This window comes from Novosphingobium capsulatum NBRC 12533 (genome assembly GCF_001598375.1).
GTDB classification, from domain to species: Bacteria; Pseudomonadota; Alphaproteobacteria; order Sphingomonadales; family Sphingomonadaceae; genus Novosphingobium; species Novosphingobium capsulatum.
Window position 1 is genome coordinate 179,943 of sequence record NZ_BCYV01000009.1, and the last position, 14,267, is coordinate 194,209.

9 protein-coding genes and 1 tRNA gene are annotated in these 14,267 nt (G+C 67.2%); 5 read left to right on the forward strand and 5 right to left on the reverse strand.

Annotated features, from left to right (window positions below):
* Nucleotides 1-115 precede the first annotated feature (115 nt).
* The 3 genes from SCA01S_RS09365 to SCA01S_RS09375 all read left to right on the forward strand — a co-directional run bounded on the left by SCA01S_RS09365 (nucleotide 116) and on the right by SCA01S_RS09375 (nucleotide 2,564).
* A tRNA-Gln gene (locus SCA01S_RS09365) sits at nucleotides 116-190 on the forward strand.
* A 353-nt stretch (nucleotides 191-543) separates the two neighbouring features.
* The gene (locus tag SCA01S_RS09370) at nucleotides 544-1,446 is read left to right on the forward strand and encodes a diacylglycerol/lipid kinase family protein (RefSeq protein ID WP_062785074.1); all 903 of its coding nucleotides are present in this window, start codon (nucleotides 544-546) and stop codon (nucleotides 1,444-1,446) included.
* Between the two features lie 140 nt (nucleotides 1,447-1,586).
* The gene (locus tag SCA01S_RS09375) at nucleotides 1,587-2,564 is read left to right on the forward strand and encodes a phosphatase PAP2 family protein (RefSeq protein ID WP_062785076.1); all 978 of its coding nucleotides are present in this window, start codon (nucleotides 1,587-1,589) and stop codon (nucleotides 2,562-2,564) included.
* A 74-nt stretch (nucleotides 2,565-2,638) separates the two neighbouring features.
* Here SCA01S_RS09375 and SCA01S_RS09380 read toward each other — a convergent pair whose 3' ends face one another.
* From SCA01S_RS09380 to SCA01S_RS09400, 5 genes are all read right to left on the reverse strand, one after another.
* Nucleotides 2,639-6,856, reverse strand: coding sequence for a translocation/assembly module TamB domain-containing protein (locus tag SCA01S_RS09380; protein ID WP_084390898.1), 4,218 nt, complete (start codon nucleotides 6,854-6,856; stop codon nucleotides 2,639-2,641).
* Nucleotides 6,856-7,443 carry an autotransporter assembly complex protein TamA gene (locus SCA01S_RS09385; protein WP_062785078.1) on the reverse strand — a complete coding sequence of 196 codons (588 nt, stop codon included), beginning with the start codon at nucleotides 7,441-7,443 and terminating at the stop codon, nucleotides 6,856-6,858. Before SCA01S_RS09385 ends, SCA01S_RS09380 begins: the two co-directional genes overlap by 1 nt.
* Nucleotides 7,427-9,211, reverse strand: coding sequence for an autotransporter assembly complex protein TamA (locus SCA01S_RS22815; RefSeq protein WP_062785080.1), 1,785 nt, complete (start codon nucleotides 9,209-9,211; stop codon nucleotides 7,427-7,429). Before SCA01S_RS22815 ends, SCA01S_RS09385 begins: the two co-directional genes overlap by 17 nt.
* Entirely contained in the window at nucleotides 9,111-9,992 is an 882-nt protein-coding gene (locus tag SCA01S_RS09395; protein WP_082350178.1) for an arginyltransferase, read from the reverse strand. Before SCA01S_RS09395 ends, SCA01S_RS22815 begins: the two co-directional genes overlap by 101 nt.
* Nucleotides 9,993-10,205: 213 nt before the next feature.
* Entirely contained in the window at nucleotides 10,206-11,459 is a 1,254-nt protein-coding gene (locus SCA01S_RS09400; protein WP_022677647.1) for a threonine ammonia-lyase, read from the reverse strand.
* Between the two features lie 110 nt (nucleotides 11,460-11,569).
* Here SCA01S_RS09400 and SCA01S_RS09405 point away from each other — a divergent pair, with 110 nt between their 5' ends.
* Both SCA01S_RS09405 and SCA01S_RS09410 read left to right on the forward strand, forming a co-directional pair.
* A complete protein-coding gene (locus SCA01S_RS09405; protein WP_062785082.1) occupies nucleotides 11,570-12,472 on the forward strand; it encodes an NAD(P)-dependent oxidoreductase in 903 nt (300 codons plus the stop codon).
* A complete protein-coding gene (locus SCA01S_RS09410) occupies nucleotides 12,469-14,223 on the forward strand; it encodes an amidohydrolase (protein WP_084390900.1) in 1,755 nt (584 codons plus the stop codon). Before SCA01S_RS09405 ends, SCA01S_RS09410 begins: the two co-directional genes overlap by 4 nt.
* The last annotated feature ends 44 nt before the right edge of the window (nucleotides 14,224-14,267 follow it).

The following is a 14,267-nucleotide window of genomic DNA, read 5'->3' on the forward strand; positions in this document are numbered from 1 at the left end:
ACACTGCCCCAAGGCACCTGCGCCCTCCCCTTCGGGGGGGGCGCAGGCATCGCCAAGTTATCCCCAGCTACCCCCTTCCCATTCACGATTGGCCCGCTATAAGCGCGCGCTCTGCTGGGGCGTCGCCAAGTGGTAAGGCACCGGTTTTTGGTACCGGCATTCGCAGGTTCGAATCCTGCCGCCCCAGCCAGATTTGCTGTCCATGAAGCCAACCGGCGCGGGCAGAGCACCCTCCATATCCGCCAATCTTGCTTTTGCGCACAGCGCGCTGCTTGTCTCCAGCAGCCCGCCCATGAGCACGCGGGCACCCCGTTTCGTGCGGAAGCGGGACCGACCTGACCCAATGCGGGCGCAATCGGCGTTGTTATACCAGCGTCAAACAGCTATTGCCCCGCGCCGGGGACGATTGGAGGTCGGGGTTGTTGCGCGTGAATCGATGGCTTGGCCGGGACGGCGGGACGGCCGATGGCTGATCGCGCCCTGGCAAGACAAGCCCCGGCGCCTTTGCTTTCCGCCCTGCCTGTTGCCCCCTCTCCTGCTCCAGTGCCGTCTGTCGCGCTGGTCTACAATCCCCATGCCGGGAATTTTTGCGCGCGCACGCTGGAACGTTGGCGCGCCGCGTTGACCGCCGCCGGCCACGCCACGCGCCTGGTCGACAGCCTTGACTATGCCGGCGCGCCGCAGCGCCACCGCGCCGATGTCGTGTGCATCGTCGGCGGCGATGGCACCGCGCGGCTGGTGGTGGAAGCCGAACTGCACGCGCCACGCATCACCCCCGCGCCAGCCGTGCGCCACGCCTTGCTACCGGCCGGGACGGTAAACCTTATCGCCCGTGAAACCGGCTGCGGCACCGATCCGGCAGGGCTGGTGGCGGCACTGGCGCAGCATGATGCCCCTGCCCTGCAATATCATGGGCTGCTCGATGGCGCGGCCTTCCTTTGCTGCGCCTCGGTCGGGCCAGACAGCGCCGTGGTGGCGCGGGTGACGCCTGAGGCCAAGCGGCGGTGGGGCCGCGCCGCCTATGGCCTGGCGCTGATTGCCCAGCTCTGGCGCTGGCCTCGCCAGGCCCTGGCGGTGACGATCGACGGCGCAGCCCACTGCGCCGAAGCCGTTTTCGTGCTCAAGGGCCGCTTCTATGCCGGGCCGTGGACTCTCGATCCCCAGGCAGACTTGCGTTGCCGCGAATTTCGCGTGCTGCTGCTGCCGCGCGCCCGCCGGCGCGACATTGCCCGGCTGGCCCTGGCGGCCATGGTCAGCCCGCGCTTTGCCGATCCGGCCTGGCAGCGATTTTCGGCGCAGACCGTCACGGTGACGGGGCAAGGCGCCGTGCCGATCCAGGCCGATGGCGACATTCTGGGGCAAACGCCCGCCCGGTTCAGCTTGGCGACAGCGCCCATCGCGTTTCTCTCACCTGCGGCGCGACAGACCACAAGGGACCAGGCCTGATGCGCCCGCAGATCGAACGAGAACCTTGTGATGATGCTGTCCAGCCCCGGTCTCTTGCGCCGCCGCCACACCCTGGTCCTTCGCGGCCGCGCCCGATGCCCGTTCCACCACCCAGCGGCACAGCCCACCCTTTCCAGCCGATGACGCCTGAAACATCGTTGGCGCCCGTACGCGCCGCGCCGCCGGTCGATCGCTGCCTGTGGGCACTGGTCGGCGGTTCGGCGCTGGTCGTCATGGCCATGATGGTGGGCAATCGCCTTCCAGTCGTGGTGGCGAGCCCGTCCTTCGCGGTGCTGGCCCTGATTGTCGCCCTGTTCTTGGCCACCTGGCGCCACTGTGCTCGCGCCACCACGCCGTTGCAGGCCCGGCTGCGCAACCTCAGCGAATATGGCCTGATCCTGATCGCGATCGGCGTGCTTGGCGCGGTGGCCAGCTATCAGGTGGCAGCGATTTCGCGCGGGTTCTGTGACGATGCCCTGCAACGGTGGGACGAGGCACTGCATTTCGACTGGCTCGGCCTCTATGCCCTGGTGGTGCGCCATCCGGTGCTGCAATATACCGGATCGGCGGCCTATAACGCCGTGTTCCTGTACCCCTGGGCCATTCTCATCTGGCACAGCTGGAAGAGAGAGCGCGACAAGGCGCGCGAGTTCCTGCTCACCTTCTGGCTGGCCGCGGTCATCACGCTGGTGCTGTTTCCGCTGTTCCCGGCACGCGGCGCGCTATCGCACCTGTGGCACGGCGCGGTGCCCTATGCGCCCAGCAACGGGCTGGACCAGGGCACGGTGATCGCCGCCCTGCGCGCCCATCGCCTGGCCGGAATCGAGCTGTCTTCGGTCACTGGCCTGGTATCCGCGCCCAGCTTCCACACTGTGTGCGGCCTGCTGTTCATCACCTTTTCGTGGCGGATCGCGCACCTGCGCCCACTGATCGTGCCGCTCAACCTCATGCTGCTGGCCGCCACCCCGATCGAGGGATCGCATTACCTGGTCGACATGGTGGTGGGCGCCGCCGTGGCTGGGGCGGCCTATGTGCTGGTGCGCAAGCGCGTGGCCTTGCTGGCCTGGGTCCAGGGCATCGCCGCCAGGCGCCTCCGCCCCGCTGCCGTTACGCGCTGATCTCTTCCTGTTGCTACCGACCTGAGTCCGCTTGATGGGCAGGCACGCACCCGTGCGCGCGCCTGCCCATGGCCTCAATAGTCCTTACTGGCCTTCACGCTGATCTGTTCGTCTCCGATCGTCGAGATCGTGGCGAGCAGGGCCAGCCAACGGGTAATGCGGAATTCGATCGAGGTGGCGTTGTAGCCGCGCCCGTCAGTCACCAGTTCCAGATAGAACCGGCGGCCCAGGTACTTGCCCACTGCGATCGACGTGCCGCGCCCGGTGGTGGCATCAGCCCCCACGATGCGCAGGCGATCGAGCCCGATGGCGCTGCGCACCTTGTTGATCGGATCGCCGCCCCCGCCACCGCGCAGGCTGGCCAGCGCCGAGGCCAGCTGCACCGCTTCCGGCGCCGAAATCTGCGTGATCGACGTGCCGAACAGCAAGCGGCTGAGCAGCTCTTCCTCGGGCAGCGCGGGGGTTGAGCTAAACGCGATGGAGGTATGCGCCGCCGTGCCGGTGATGCTGATCGTGGCCGTCACCCCGTTGGCATCGCCCGTGGCGACGATATCGAGCTGCGGATCGATCGGCGTGGAGCCGGTAAAGCGGATCTTGCCGCGCGTCAGGTCAAAGCGCTTGCCGGCAAATTCATAGGCCCCCCGGATCACTTCGGCGGTGCCGGTGATCTCGGGCGCGGCAGTGGTGCCGCGCAAGTGAATGTCGGCGCCCCATTCGCTGTCGAGGCCCATGCCGCGCACGGCCACGCGATTGGCGGCGACGGCATCGATCATGAACTGCCATGGCGCCGAAGGCACCTTGGCCGGGGCGGCATCGGCCGGGGCGTTGATTTCACGCGTCTTGATCGTCGGCAGATCGGCCGCGGCACTGGCCTTGCCCAGCGCCCAGCTGGCCTGGTCGATCCGCACGCGCCCGGCAATGGTACCGCCATTGCCGGTGCTGATCACCCGCAACGGCCCAGTGACCGTTGCCGACATATCGTCGCGCCGGATCAACTGGGCGTTGTTGGCCGCCAGGCGCAGGTCGATGCCCACGCCCTTGGTGGCGATGGCCGAGAGGTCGATCGTGCCGCTGCCTTCCACCTTGCCGCCATTGCTGGTGGTGCCGGCAAAGTGCTGCAACGCCAGGTGCGAGGCATCGAAGCTGCCCGCAGCTTCCACATTCTGGATATCGGCCCCGATCAGCGAAGAGCGCACGCGCAAGCCCTTAGCCGCCAGCGCGCCGGACAGCACCGGGGCATCGATCGTGCCGGTAATGTTGGCAGTCGCGCCCAAGGGGCCGGTAAAGTCGAACGCTTCCACCCCCGCCAATCGCCAGAGCGATTCGGCCGGTCCGCTATAGCGCACCTGCGCCTTGAGCTTCCCGCCGCGCAGGCGTTCGGCCAGCGTGCCGCCACGCGGCAGATCGGCGATCGCCGCCTGCAAGCGTCCGCGCACCGCGCCCTGATCCTTGACCACGGCGCGCGTCTGCAACGACGCGGCATCGAGTTGGCCAATCAGATAGAGATCGACCGGTTGCGAGGTAAGCACCAAGCCGGAGCGCGAGAAATTGCGCACCTGGATCGCAACATGGCCTTGCGGCGCGCCGGTGCCATCGTCGCTGTAATCGATCAGGCCCGATGCCAGGCCGCCCAGGCCAAGATCAGCCACGGCGATATCCAGCACGGACAGCGGCATCCGTGCGACCTTGAGGTCGATCTTGGTCGGCCCGCCCAGCACATGGCCTTCGGCGATGACGATGCCGCGGCCGAAAGTGACCTGCGTGGGATTGAGCTTCCAGCCCTCGCCCTCGCGCTCCATCACCATGCGGCGCGGCATGTCGACCGTGCGGCCGGCATAGTTGCCGGCAACATAGGCGACGATCTTGTCCGGCTCGAACGCGGCGGTGCCCTGCAGCGCGAATTGCGTGCCGCGGCGCCCGGCGATGGACGCGGTGACGCTGCCCGAGCCGTTGACCAGCGCGGCGCTGGCCGCCATCCGGCCGATGAACACCTTGCCCGTCGAAAGCCCCTGCGCCGTGACGTTGGCGGTCAGCGTGCTGTTGCCCTTGGCGAACAGGCCGTCCACGTCGATCTTGGCATTGCCGATGGCCAGCGGCATGTCGCCACCAAACTTGGCATTGCGTGCCAGGATCAGCGCCTTGACCATCTGCCCGCCATCCTGCGGCGCGAGATGAATCGTGCCGTCGAGCCCACCGCCCTTGAGCGCGAGATCGCCGGTCACCCCACCGCTGCCCAGCGTGACGCCGCCGGTCACGTCGGTTTGCCACACGCGCAGGAACTGGATCTGCAACCGGGTGGGCCCGCCCTTGGGGGAAAACAGCCCCATCGAGCCGTTGAACGGCCCCAGGCGCGATTGGCCTTGCGCGGTAATGCCCAGGCCATCGGCGATCGGACTGATGCCCACGCGCACGTCTTTGAGGCCAGCGGCCGGCAGCGGGCTGGCAAAGACCAGTTCCGCATGCGGGCCATCCTTGGCCATGCGCGCGTCGACGGTGAACGGGCCGTAATCGGTGGAGCGGCCCTGGCCGACCACGCTGGCGGTGCCGTCCTGGCCAACCTGGCCATCCATCGTCAGGGTCAGCTTGGGCGCGTTAACCGCAACCTTGCGCAGCGTGAGCGGGATATTGCCGCCCATCCGCGCGCTGCCGGTAAAGCGCACGTCACCGCCGGCGAGATTGGCCAGCGTGGCGTTGCTGAGGCGCGAGAGGCGCCCGGCGGCATTGGCCTGGATCGACCACGGCAGGTTGTCACCCACCTTGATCAAGACCTTGGCCGTGCCATCGAGCATGCCGACATCGGGCACGGCAAAGCCGCGCGCCACAATCGGCCCGGCCAGAGCATAGCCGCCGCGCGCGATATCGCCACGCAGCGTCAGCCGCGCATCGAGGCCCTTGAGATGCAGCGCCAGCGGATCGGCCGAGAGCGCATTGCCGCGCAAGACCAGGCTGCCTTGCAGCCGCGCGCCCGACAGATGCTGATCGACCATCGCCTGGCCGCTGCGCAGAACCTGCGCCGTTACATCGAGCGGCAGGACCAGTGCCTTGCCATCCCAGCGCGCGGTGCCAGCGGTGCGCAGGCCCTGTGCAGTGATCTGGCCCGAGCGCAGATTGCGGATCGTCAGGACGTGCTGGAACGACAGATCGGTGAATGCGCCATCGAGCGTGCCGGTCAGCGCCACGCCATCGGCTTGAGGATTGACCAGCAGCTTTTCCGGACGCAGCACCTGCGCCTTGACGGCGATCGCCCCGGCCCGATTATTGGCCAGATCAAGGCCGCCCTGGGCCATCGCACGCAGCGTGGGCGTGACGGCAAAAGCCGTGCCCTGCGCGTGGCTTTGCGCAAAGGTGCCCTGATAAAGCAGCGAAACCTTGCCACCGGCTGCGGCCGCCGCAGTGCCCTTGATCAGGTCAGCCGGAAACAGCTGGCCAGCCAGGCGATAGGTGCCACTGCGATTGTCGAGCAGGAAGGCCGCCATGGTCTTGCCATTCTGCTGCGCCCAGCCAAACCCGTGCCAATCGGCAAAGCTGCCACGCCCAGCCACGCGCAGATGCACATCGCGGCGAAGGCCGGAAAGCCCGGCGAGCAGGCCATCGCGCGGCGCATCATAGATGCCACCCAGTTCGAAGCGATCACGATCGGGCTGGCTATCGAGATGCAGCACCAGGCGATCGCGCCCGCCGAGCTTGCCGGTAACATCAACCAGCGCGCGACCGTTGCGGATATCGGCGCGCGCCTGCACGTCGATGTGGCGGCGATCGCCGACAATGCCCTTGGCGATCGTCAGGTCGTCCAGCGCAAAGCGATCGATGCGGATGTTGAAATCGGGCAGGATCGGCGCGTTGGGATCGCCCGGGTTCATCTTGGGCGTGCGCCACAACGTGCCGTGGTGGAACACCAGCGTGCGGATATCGAGGCCGCTGTGCAGCCAAGACAGCGGGCGCCAGTCCAGCTCCACCTCAGGCACGGTCATGAAGCGGCCGTGCGGATCGCTGATCACCACATCGCGCAGGGTGGAGGCGCCGAACAGCGAGCCATCGATCCGCCCGATCTTGACGCGCAGGCCCGATCCCGGCGTGACCTGGGCAATGCGATCGATGACGAAGCGATGCCCGATCGCCGAATCGAGGATCAGGAACAGCACGCCAAGGCCCGCTGCCAGAAGCAGCAGGCCCGTGGCCAGTCGCCGGGCCCAGCGGGCGGCAAAGCCGGGCTGGCGCGGCGTGGCGCGGGCCGGAACAGGGGCAGGCGCGGGTGCGCCGGCCGCGCCGGTATCTTCCGTTTCCTGCACCATCAGAAAGCCTGCCCCAGCGCGATATAGACCCCCAGGCGGCTGTCGCCCGGGCGCGGATTGATGGGCGTGCCCACGTCGATACGGATCGGGCCGAAGTTGGTCTGATAACGCAGGCCCAACCCGGCGCCCAGGCGCATGCCCGAGAGCGTGGGCGTGGCATTGGTGCCCACCGTACCAGCATCAACGAACGGCACCAGGCCCACGGCCCCGCCGAACAGCCCGGTCTTGACCCGCGCTTCCAGCGAGAATTCGGTCAGCGAGCGGCCGCCGGTCGGCTCTCCGGTAGCATCGAGCGGCCCCACCCGCTGATAGGAATAGCCGCGCACCGAGGCGCCACCACCGGCGTAGAACCGCCGCGACGGCGCGATGTTGTCAACCTGCGTGCCGACGATGGCCCCCAGCCGCGTCCGCGCCGCCAGGATTACCCGGCTGCTGATATGCTGGTACACGCTCGCATCGATCTGGGTTTTGACATAGCTCGACTTCGTGCCGTCGGTCGTGGAAAGTTCCGGCGAAACCCGCAGCGACAGGCGCCAGCCCTTGGTGGGATCGAGCAGATTGTCGCTGGCATCATAGGCGCCGCGCAAAGGCAGTGCGGCGATGAAATAGGTGGTGCGCGGCGTGGTGCTGGTGGTTTCCTGCGTGCCGATCAGCTGGATGCCGAACGAATAGGTCCACGGCTTCTGGAAGATCAGCGTGGATTGCTTTTCCAGGGCTGGCCGTGGCCGACAGCGTGTTGGCGTCATAGGCCCGAACCTGGATCGTCTGGGCATAGAGATCGGCCGTGAGGACCTGGTCGCGCTCGTGGAAATTGTTGCGGCGGAACGTGAAGCCGGCGAGTTGCTCCTGCGTGCCGAGCACGCCGCGGAAACGGATCATCCCTTCGGGCGGGAAGAAGTTGCGGTGTTCCCAGCTGCCTTCCAGCCGCGCGCCTTCCCCGCTGGAATAACCGATCAGGCCCGCAAGCGTGCGCTGCGGCGCCTTGGTCAGATCAACATCCACGTCGACCACGCCCGGCTGGCCGTTGGTGGGCGGGGTCACTTCGCGGGCCTTGACCGTGGCGGTGGACACCAGGCTGGTGGCAAGAATGCCCTCGCGCAGATCGTCCATATCGCTGCGCTGGTACATGTCGCCGGGCCGGAAGCGGGCAATGCGTTCCAGGTGGCGGGAGCTGAGATAGGCCGGCAGGTTGCTGTTGACGTGGCCAAAGCGATACTTGCCGCCAGTGGTGACCGGCAGGTTGAGATCGCCGGTGCGCGGTTCGTGGTCGATTACCAGATCGGGTTCGCCCACGGTGGCAAAGGCATAGCCACGTTCGCCCATTTCCTTGTTGAGGCTGTCCTTTTCCGTCAGTATCTTGTCAGAATTGATCGGATCGCCAACATTGAGGTGGAACGCGGCGCGCAGATCCTGGGCGTCGCTGGCGGCCTGGATATCGCCCAGCGCGATATGGGCAAAACGGTATTGCGGGCCGGGCTGGACATCAAACCGTACCACGGCCTTGGCCAGGCTCGCCTGGCGCCGTGCCCGCGCCTCTTCGGCGGTTTCCGCCTTGGCCGGGGTGGCGCCCGCGCCGGTAGCGGCCGAATTGGGTGCCGGCGTGGTCGTCGGGCGCTCGATCGTCTGGATCACGTCGGGATCGTAATAGCCATAGACGCGCAGTATCTGTTGCAGCAGATCAGCATCGCTCTTGGCGCGCCGGGTCAACTGCGCCAGGTTGTCTTCATCATCCTTGAGCGTGGCGAGCGCGGACAGCCCCTTGAAACGGGCAACGATGGCATCGCGATCGGGCAGTGTGACATCAGGCGGGAACGCCAGTTCCACCTGGTTGGCCACATGCACCAGCGTTGCGTTGGCGATGCGCAGCCCTTGCGCCGAATCATCGGTTTCCAGCGCCACGCCGGCGGCCTTGGCCTGTTCCTGGGCATCGGCGATGTCGGGATCGGGGCTCAGCGGCTCGATCGCGGGGAGATCGGCCTTGTCCGGCCATTCCAGGGTGATGCCCGGCATGGGCGGCAGGGCCGGCAGCGGATCGGGGCTGATCAGCGTGGAAACATCGGGCACAGTGGTGTGCGCCGCATCGGTATCGCGCGCCCATGCCTGCGGGTTGTCGATCGCCGAATCCGGGATCAGCGCCTCGAGCGCGGGATCGGCATTGCGCGACTGGCCCAGCGCCGGCAGCGGACCGAGCGTTGCACCCAGGCCCAGCCCAAGCGTGGCCAGAGCCCGCGCCAGGCCTGACAGGCAGAAGATGTCAGAGCGGAGGGAAACCTTCGGCCAGGCCAGTGCCGACCACCCTTGCCGCGCCGTGGCCCACCGGCTGGGACGCCAGTTCAGGCTTGGCCGGCATGGCATTGCCCCCATCGCTGCGGCCAAGACGGTCAATCGCATCTGCCTGGGCATCGGGCTCAAAGGCGTGCCAGCCATCCCGGCCCAATCGCTCCATCGGGCGATAGCGAACCTTGTACTGCATCCGGGCCGATCCCTCGACCCAATAGCCGAGGTAGACGTAGGGCAGGCCAATCCTCTGTGCGTGGAGGATGTGATCGAGAATGATGAAGTTTCCAAGCCCGCCGCGCGTTTCGTGATGTGGATCGTAAAAACTGTAGACCATCGAGAGCCCATCACCCTGCTGATCGGTCAGGCAGGCCCCCACCAGTTTGCCCGGGCTGCCATCGGCAGTGGGCTCCCTGTATTCAATCACATAACTTTTCACCGACGTATGTTCCACCATGTCCGCGAAATCGATTTCGTCCATGGTCGCCATGCCGCCACCCGGATGACGGGCAGCTAGGTAACGCCGCAAGAGGTCGAATTGTTCCGCAGTGGACCACGGTTTGCATGCGGTGACAACCAGATCGCCGTTGCGACGCAGATCGCGGCGTTGCGTGGCCGAAGGGCGGAACGCGCCAGCCACCACCCGCACCGAAACGCACGCGGTGCATTCAATGCATGAAGGACGATAGGCCACGGTCTGGCTGCGACGAAAACCGATCCGGCTCAACGCGTCGTTGAGTTCTTCGGCGCCCGGCCCCTTCAGCTCGGTAAACACCTTCCGCTCCTGCCGATCGGGCAGATAGGGGCAAGGCGCCGGGCTGGTGACGAAAAAGCGGGGAAAACGGACAGGCGCAGTCACAGCCAGAGCAGTTCCTTGTCGCTGGCCGGCCCATCCGGCGCGCGTCGTGCCCATCACCGTGCCCCGGCATGGCCCTGGGTTAAAGCATGTTAACCACGAAATCCGCTCCGCCGACAAGCCTGCCCGGTCATTTCGGAGTGTATTTCCATGCCGCCGCGCGATCCCGTGCCATGGCAGGACACCCTGCCCGGCACGGGTTAACGGATCAGCGCGTCACGCCAGTTCCACCTGGGTCACGTCATAGCCACGGTTGCGCAGCGCGCGCACCAGGAGATCGATCTGCTCGCGGTTGCGCGCCTCGCACTCGATCTCCGCGGTCAGGCCCTTGGCCGGCAGCGAGGTGAAGATGCGCTGGTGCCACACCTCCAGGATGTTGACCTGGTGGCGGTTGAACTCTTCCACCACGCTGTAGAGCGCACCAGGACGATCCTGCAGCACAATGCGCAGCCGCCCGAGCCGGCCCGAGCGCGCCAGATCGCGCAGCAGCACGTTGGCCAGCAGACGCGTATCGATATTGCCGCCGGTCAGCACGATGCCCACCTTGCGCCCTTCGAACATGGCGCGGTTGGCAATCACGGCGGCAAGGCCAGCAGCGCCCGCCCCTTCGACCACGGTCTTTTCGATCTGCAGCAGCAGCGCGACGGCGGATTCGAGCGCGGCTTCATCGACCAGCACGATATCGTCCACCAGCGTCGCCAGCACGGCCGAGGTGAACGCCCCTGGCTCCTTGACGGCGATGCCTTCGGCCAGGGTATCCCCGCCACACGGCAGGCTCTGATGCTTGAGCTTGTCGTACATCGAGGGAAACAGCTTTGCCTGCACACCGACCAAGCCGATGCCCGGCTTCATCGCGCGCGCGGCGGTGCCCATGCCGGTAAGCAGCCCGCCCCCACCGATCGGCACGGCCAGCATGTCGATCTCGGGAACGTCGGTGAGCATTTCGAGCGCCACGGTGCCCTGCCCGGCCGCGACGGCGGGATCATCGAACGGATGCACGAACGTCAGCCCGCGCTCCGCCTCCAGCAGGCGAGCATGGGCATAGGCTTCGTCGAACGTTTCGCCTTCAAGCACGACGTTGCCGCCCACGCTTTCGGTCTGCATGATCTTCACCGCCGGCGTGGTGCGCGGCATCACGATCGTGACCGGCACGCCAAGCCGCGTGCCGTGATACGACAGGCCCTGGGCATGGTTGCCGGCCGAGGCCGCGATCACCCCGCGCGAGCGCTGTTCTTCGGTCAGCAGGAGAAGGGCATTGAGAGCGCCGCGTTCCTTGTAGGCGGCGGTGAATTGCAGGTTTTCGAACTTGAGATAGATTTCTGCGCCGGTGATCCGGCTCAGCGTCTGGCTATGCAGCGTGGGGGTGCGCACCACCTTGCCCATAATTCGCCCGGCCGCCGCGTGAACGTCGGCAAGGGACAGCAGGGCATGCGCCGGCTGTTGGGCGAGCTTGTGGACAAGGTTTTCCATAGTGAGCCACCCCCTAATGCAAAGGGGGCAGCAAAGAAACCGTTTCCGCATCCCGCGATGCGCCCCAAGGGAGGGCTGGCACACCGGCGCAAAGCGGCTAAACAGCGGGCATGACCGAACCACTCACCATCGCATGCATCGGCCTTGGCACCATGGGCGGGCCGATCGCCCGCCATCTGGGCCAGGCCGGCCACCGCCTGACCATCTTCAACCGCAGCGATGCCCGGCGCGAGGCCTGGATGGCGGCCAATCCGGGCCTGGCCACGCGCGTTGCCGCCAGCCCGGCCGAAGCGGCCGACGGCGCCGATGCGGTGATCACCTGCGTGGGCAACGATGATGACCTCGCCGATGTGGTGCTCAGCCCGCAGGGCGCCTTTGCCACGCTGCGCCCCGGCGCCGTACTGATCGACCACACCACGGTTTCGGCGCGCATCGCCCGGCAGATTGCCGTGGAAGGCCGCGACAAGGAAATCCTGTGTGTGGATGCGCCGGTTACCGGCGGCCAATCCGGCGCGGAAAGCGGCACCCTGTCGATCATGTGCGGCGGCAGCGACATGGCGATCGCAGCAGCCCGGCCGATCCTGTCGGCCTATGCCAAGCGCGTGGTCCACGTGGGCAAATCGGGCGCGGGGCAAACCACCAAGATGGTCAACCAGATGTGCCTGGCCGCCACGATCGCCGGCCTTTCCGAAGCCATGCGCTTTGCCCAGGCCGCGCATCTTGACCTTGCCAAAGTGTTCGAGGCGATTTCGGGCGGCGCTGCGCAATCGTGGCAGATGGACAACCGCTGGGACACCATGGCCGCCGATTCCTTTGACTTCGGCTTTGCCGTGGACTGGATGCGCAAGGACCTGGGCCTGGCGATCGAGGAAGCACGTGGCCTGGGCGCCAGCGTGCCGACCACCGCGCTGATCGACCAGTTCTATGCCGAAGTGCAGGCGCTGGGCGCCGGCCGCCAGGACACCAGCGCGCTGATTCGCCGCCTGCCGCTGCGTGGCCAGAAGCCGGCATGATTAGCCTGCGTCCGGCGGCCCGCCCCGCCCTCATCGCTGCCCTGCTTGCCGCCGCAGCCCTGCCGGTTGCCGGGCATGCCGCGCAGGCACCCTCGACCGATACGCTGGTCGACAACGTCCACGGCGAAACGATCGGTGCCGATGGCCAGCCCGAACAGGTCATCGGCCTGCTGTTCGATCGGTCTGGCGTGATCCGCCAGGTTTTTCACCCTGGCGACAAGCTGCCCAAGAAGGGTTTTGGCTATCACATCGATGGCCAGGGCCAGGTGATCCTGCCCGGCCTGATCGACGCGCACGTCCACGTGATGGAACTGGGCCTGGCTGCCCTTACGCTCGACCTGTCGTCAACCCGCACGCTGGCCGAGGCGCTCGACGCGATCCGCGCCTATGCCGCGCAGCATCCCGATCGCACCTGGATCACCGGTCGCGGCTGGAATCAGGAGCAATGGGGCCTGAAAGACAGCAGCGGGCACAGCCGCTACCCCACGGCGGCCGAACTCGATTCGGTGGTGGGCGATCGACCGGTCTGGCTTGAGCGGGTCGATGGCCACGCCGGCTGGGCCAACAGCGCTGCGCTCAAGGCCGCCGGAATCACCGCCGCCACCAAGGCGCCCGATGGCGGCGCGATCGATCGCCGGCCCGATGGCACGCCCGCCGGCGTGCTGGTCGATGCGGCGATGGGCCTGTTGACGCCGCGCCTGCCCGCGCCGCGCGCCGCCGACCGCGATGCCGCGCTGGCCAAGGCGCAGTCGATCCTGTTCCAGCGCGGCGTGACGGCCGTGGCCGACATGGGCACCAGCATCGAAGACTGGCAGGCCTTCCGCCGCGCCGGTGACAAGAACCAGCTCTATGTGCGGATCATGGCCTATGCCATGGGCACCGAGCAGATGGCCCTGATCGCCGGGGGTGAGCCGACGCCGTGGCTCTATGCCGACAGGCTGCGTATGGGCGGGGTCAAGCTGTTCATGGACGGCGCGCTCGGCTCGCGCGGGGCGTGGCTCAAGGCGCCCTATGCCGATGCGCCCAACACGCGCGGGTTGCCGCGCATGACCGATACCCAGCTTGGCAACCTGATGAGCCGGGCGGCGATGGACGGGTTCCAGGTGGCGGTCCATGCCATCGGCGACGCGGCCAATGCCGCCGTGCTGTCCAGCATCGAGGATCTTTCCGCCACCTACAAGGGTGATCGCCGCTGGCGGGTGGAACATGCCCAGATCGTCGATCCGGCCGATATCGCCCGGTTTGGCCGCAATGGCGTGATCGCGTCGATGCAGCCGGTACACGAAACATCCGATCGTGTAATGGCCGAAGCGCGCCTGGGGCTGCAGCGGCTGGCCGGGGCCTATGCCTGGCAATCGATCGCCAAGGCGGGCGCGCGGCTCGCGTTCGGTTCGGATGCACCGGTGGAAGCGCCCGATCCCTTTGCCGGGATCGCGGCTGCAATCAGCCGCGAGGGCCCGGATGGCCAACCGGCGGGTGGCTGGCAGCCTCAGGAAAAGGTGACTCCGGCCCAGGCACTGGCCGCCTATACCACCGGCGGCGCCTATGCCGGCTTTGCCGAGAGCCGCTTTGGCCGCCTGGCACCGGGCCTGCGCGCCGATTTCGTCCTGGTCGATACCGATCCGCTGACCGCCACGGCCGATGCCATCCGCCACACCCGCGTGCGCGAAACCTGGGTGGGTGGCGGCAAGGTGTGGCCGGACGACACCGAAAACGGCGCGGCCAAAAAGGATGGAAACCAAAAAGGCTGAGAGCCGTTAGATGGCCCGACGCGGAAGGCCCCGGGTTCCCCCCT

Coding starts and splice junctions, on each gene's coding strand:
- SCA01S_RS09375 (WP_062785076.1), top strand. CDS start 1,587: ATGACGCCTGAAACATCGTTGGCGCCCGTACGCGCCGCGCCGCCGGTC.
- SCA01S_RS09380 (WP_084390898.1), bottom strand. CDS start 6,856: ATGGTGCAGGAAACGGAAGATACCGGCGCGGCCGGCGCACCCGCGCCT.
- SCA01S_RS22815 (WP_062785080.1), bottom strand. CDS start 9,211: ATGCCATGCCGGCCAAGCCTGAACTGGCGTCCCAGCCGGTGGGCCACG.
- SCA01S_RS09400 (WP_022677647.1), bottom strand. CDS start 11,459: ATGGAAAACCTTGTCCACAAGCTCGCCCAACAGCCGGCGCATGCCCTG.
- SCA01S_RS09405 (WP_062785082.1), top strand. CDS start 11,570: ATGACCGAACCACTCACCATCGCATGCATCGGCCTTGGCACCATGGGC.
- SCA01S_RS09410 (WP_084390900.1), top strand. CDS start 12,469: ATGATTAGCCTGCGTCCGGCGGCCCGCCCCGCCCTCATCGCTGCCCTG.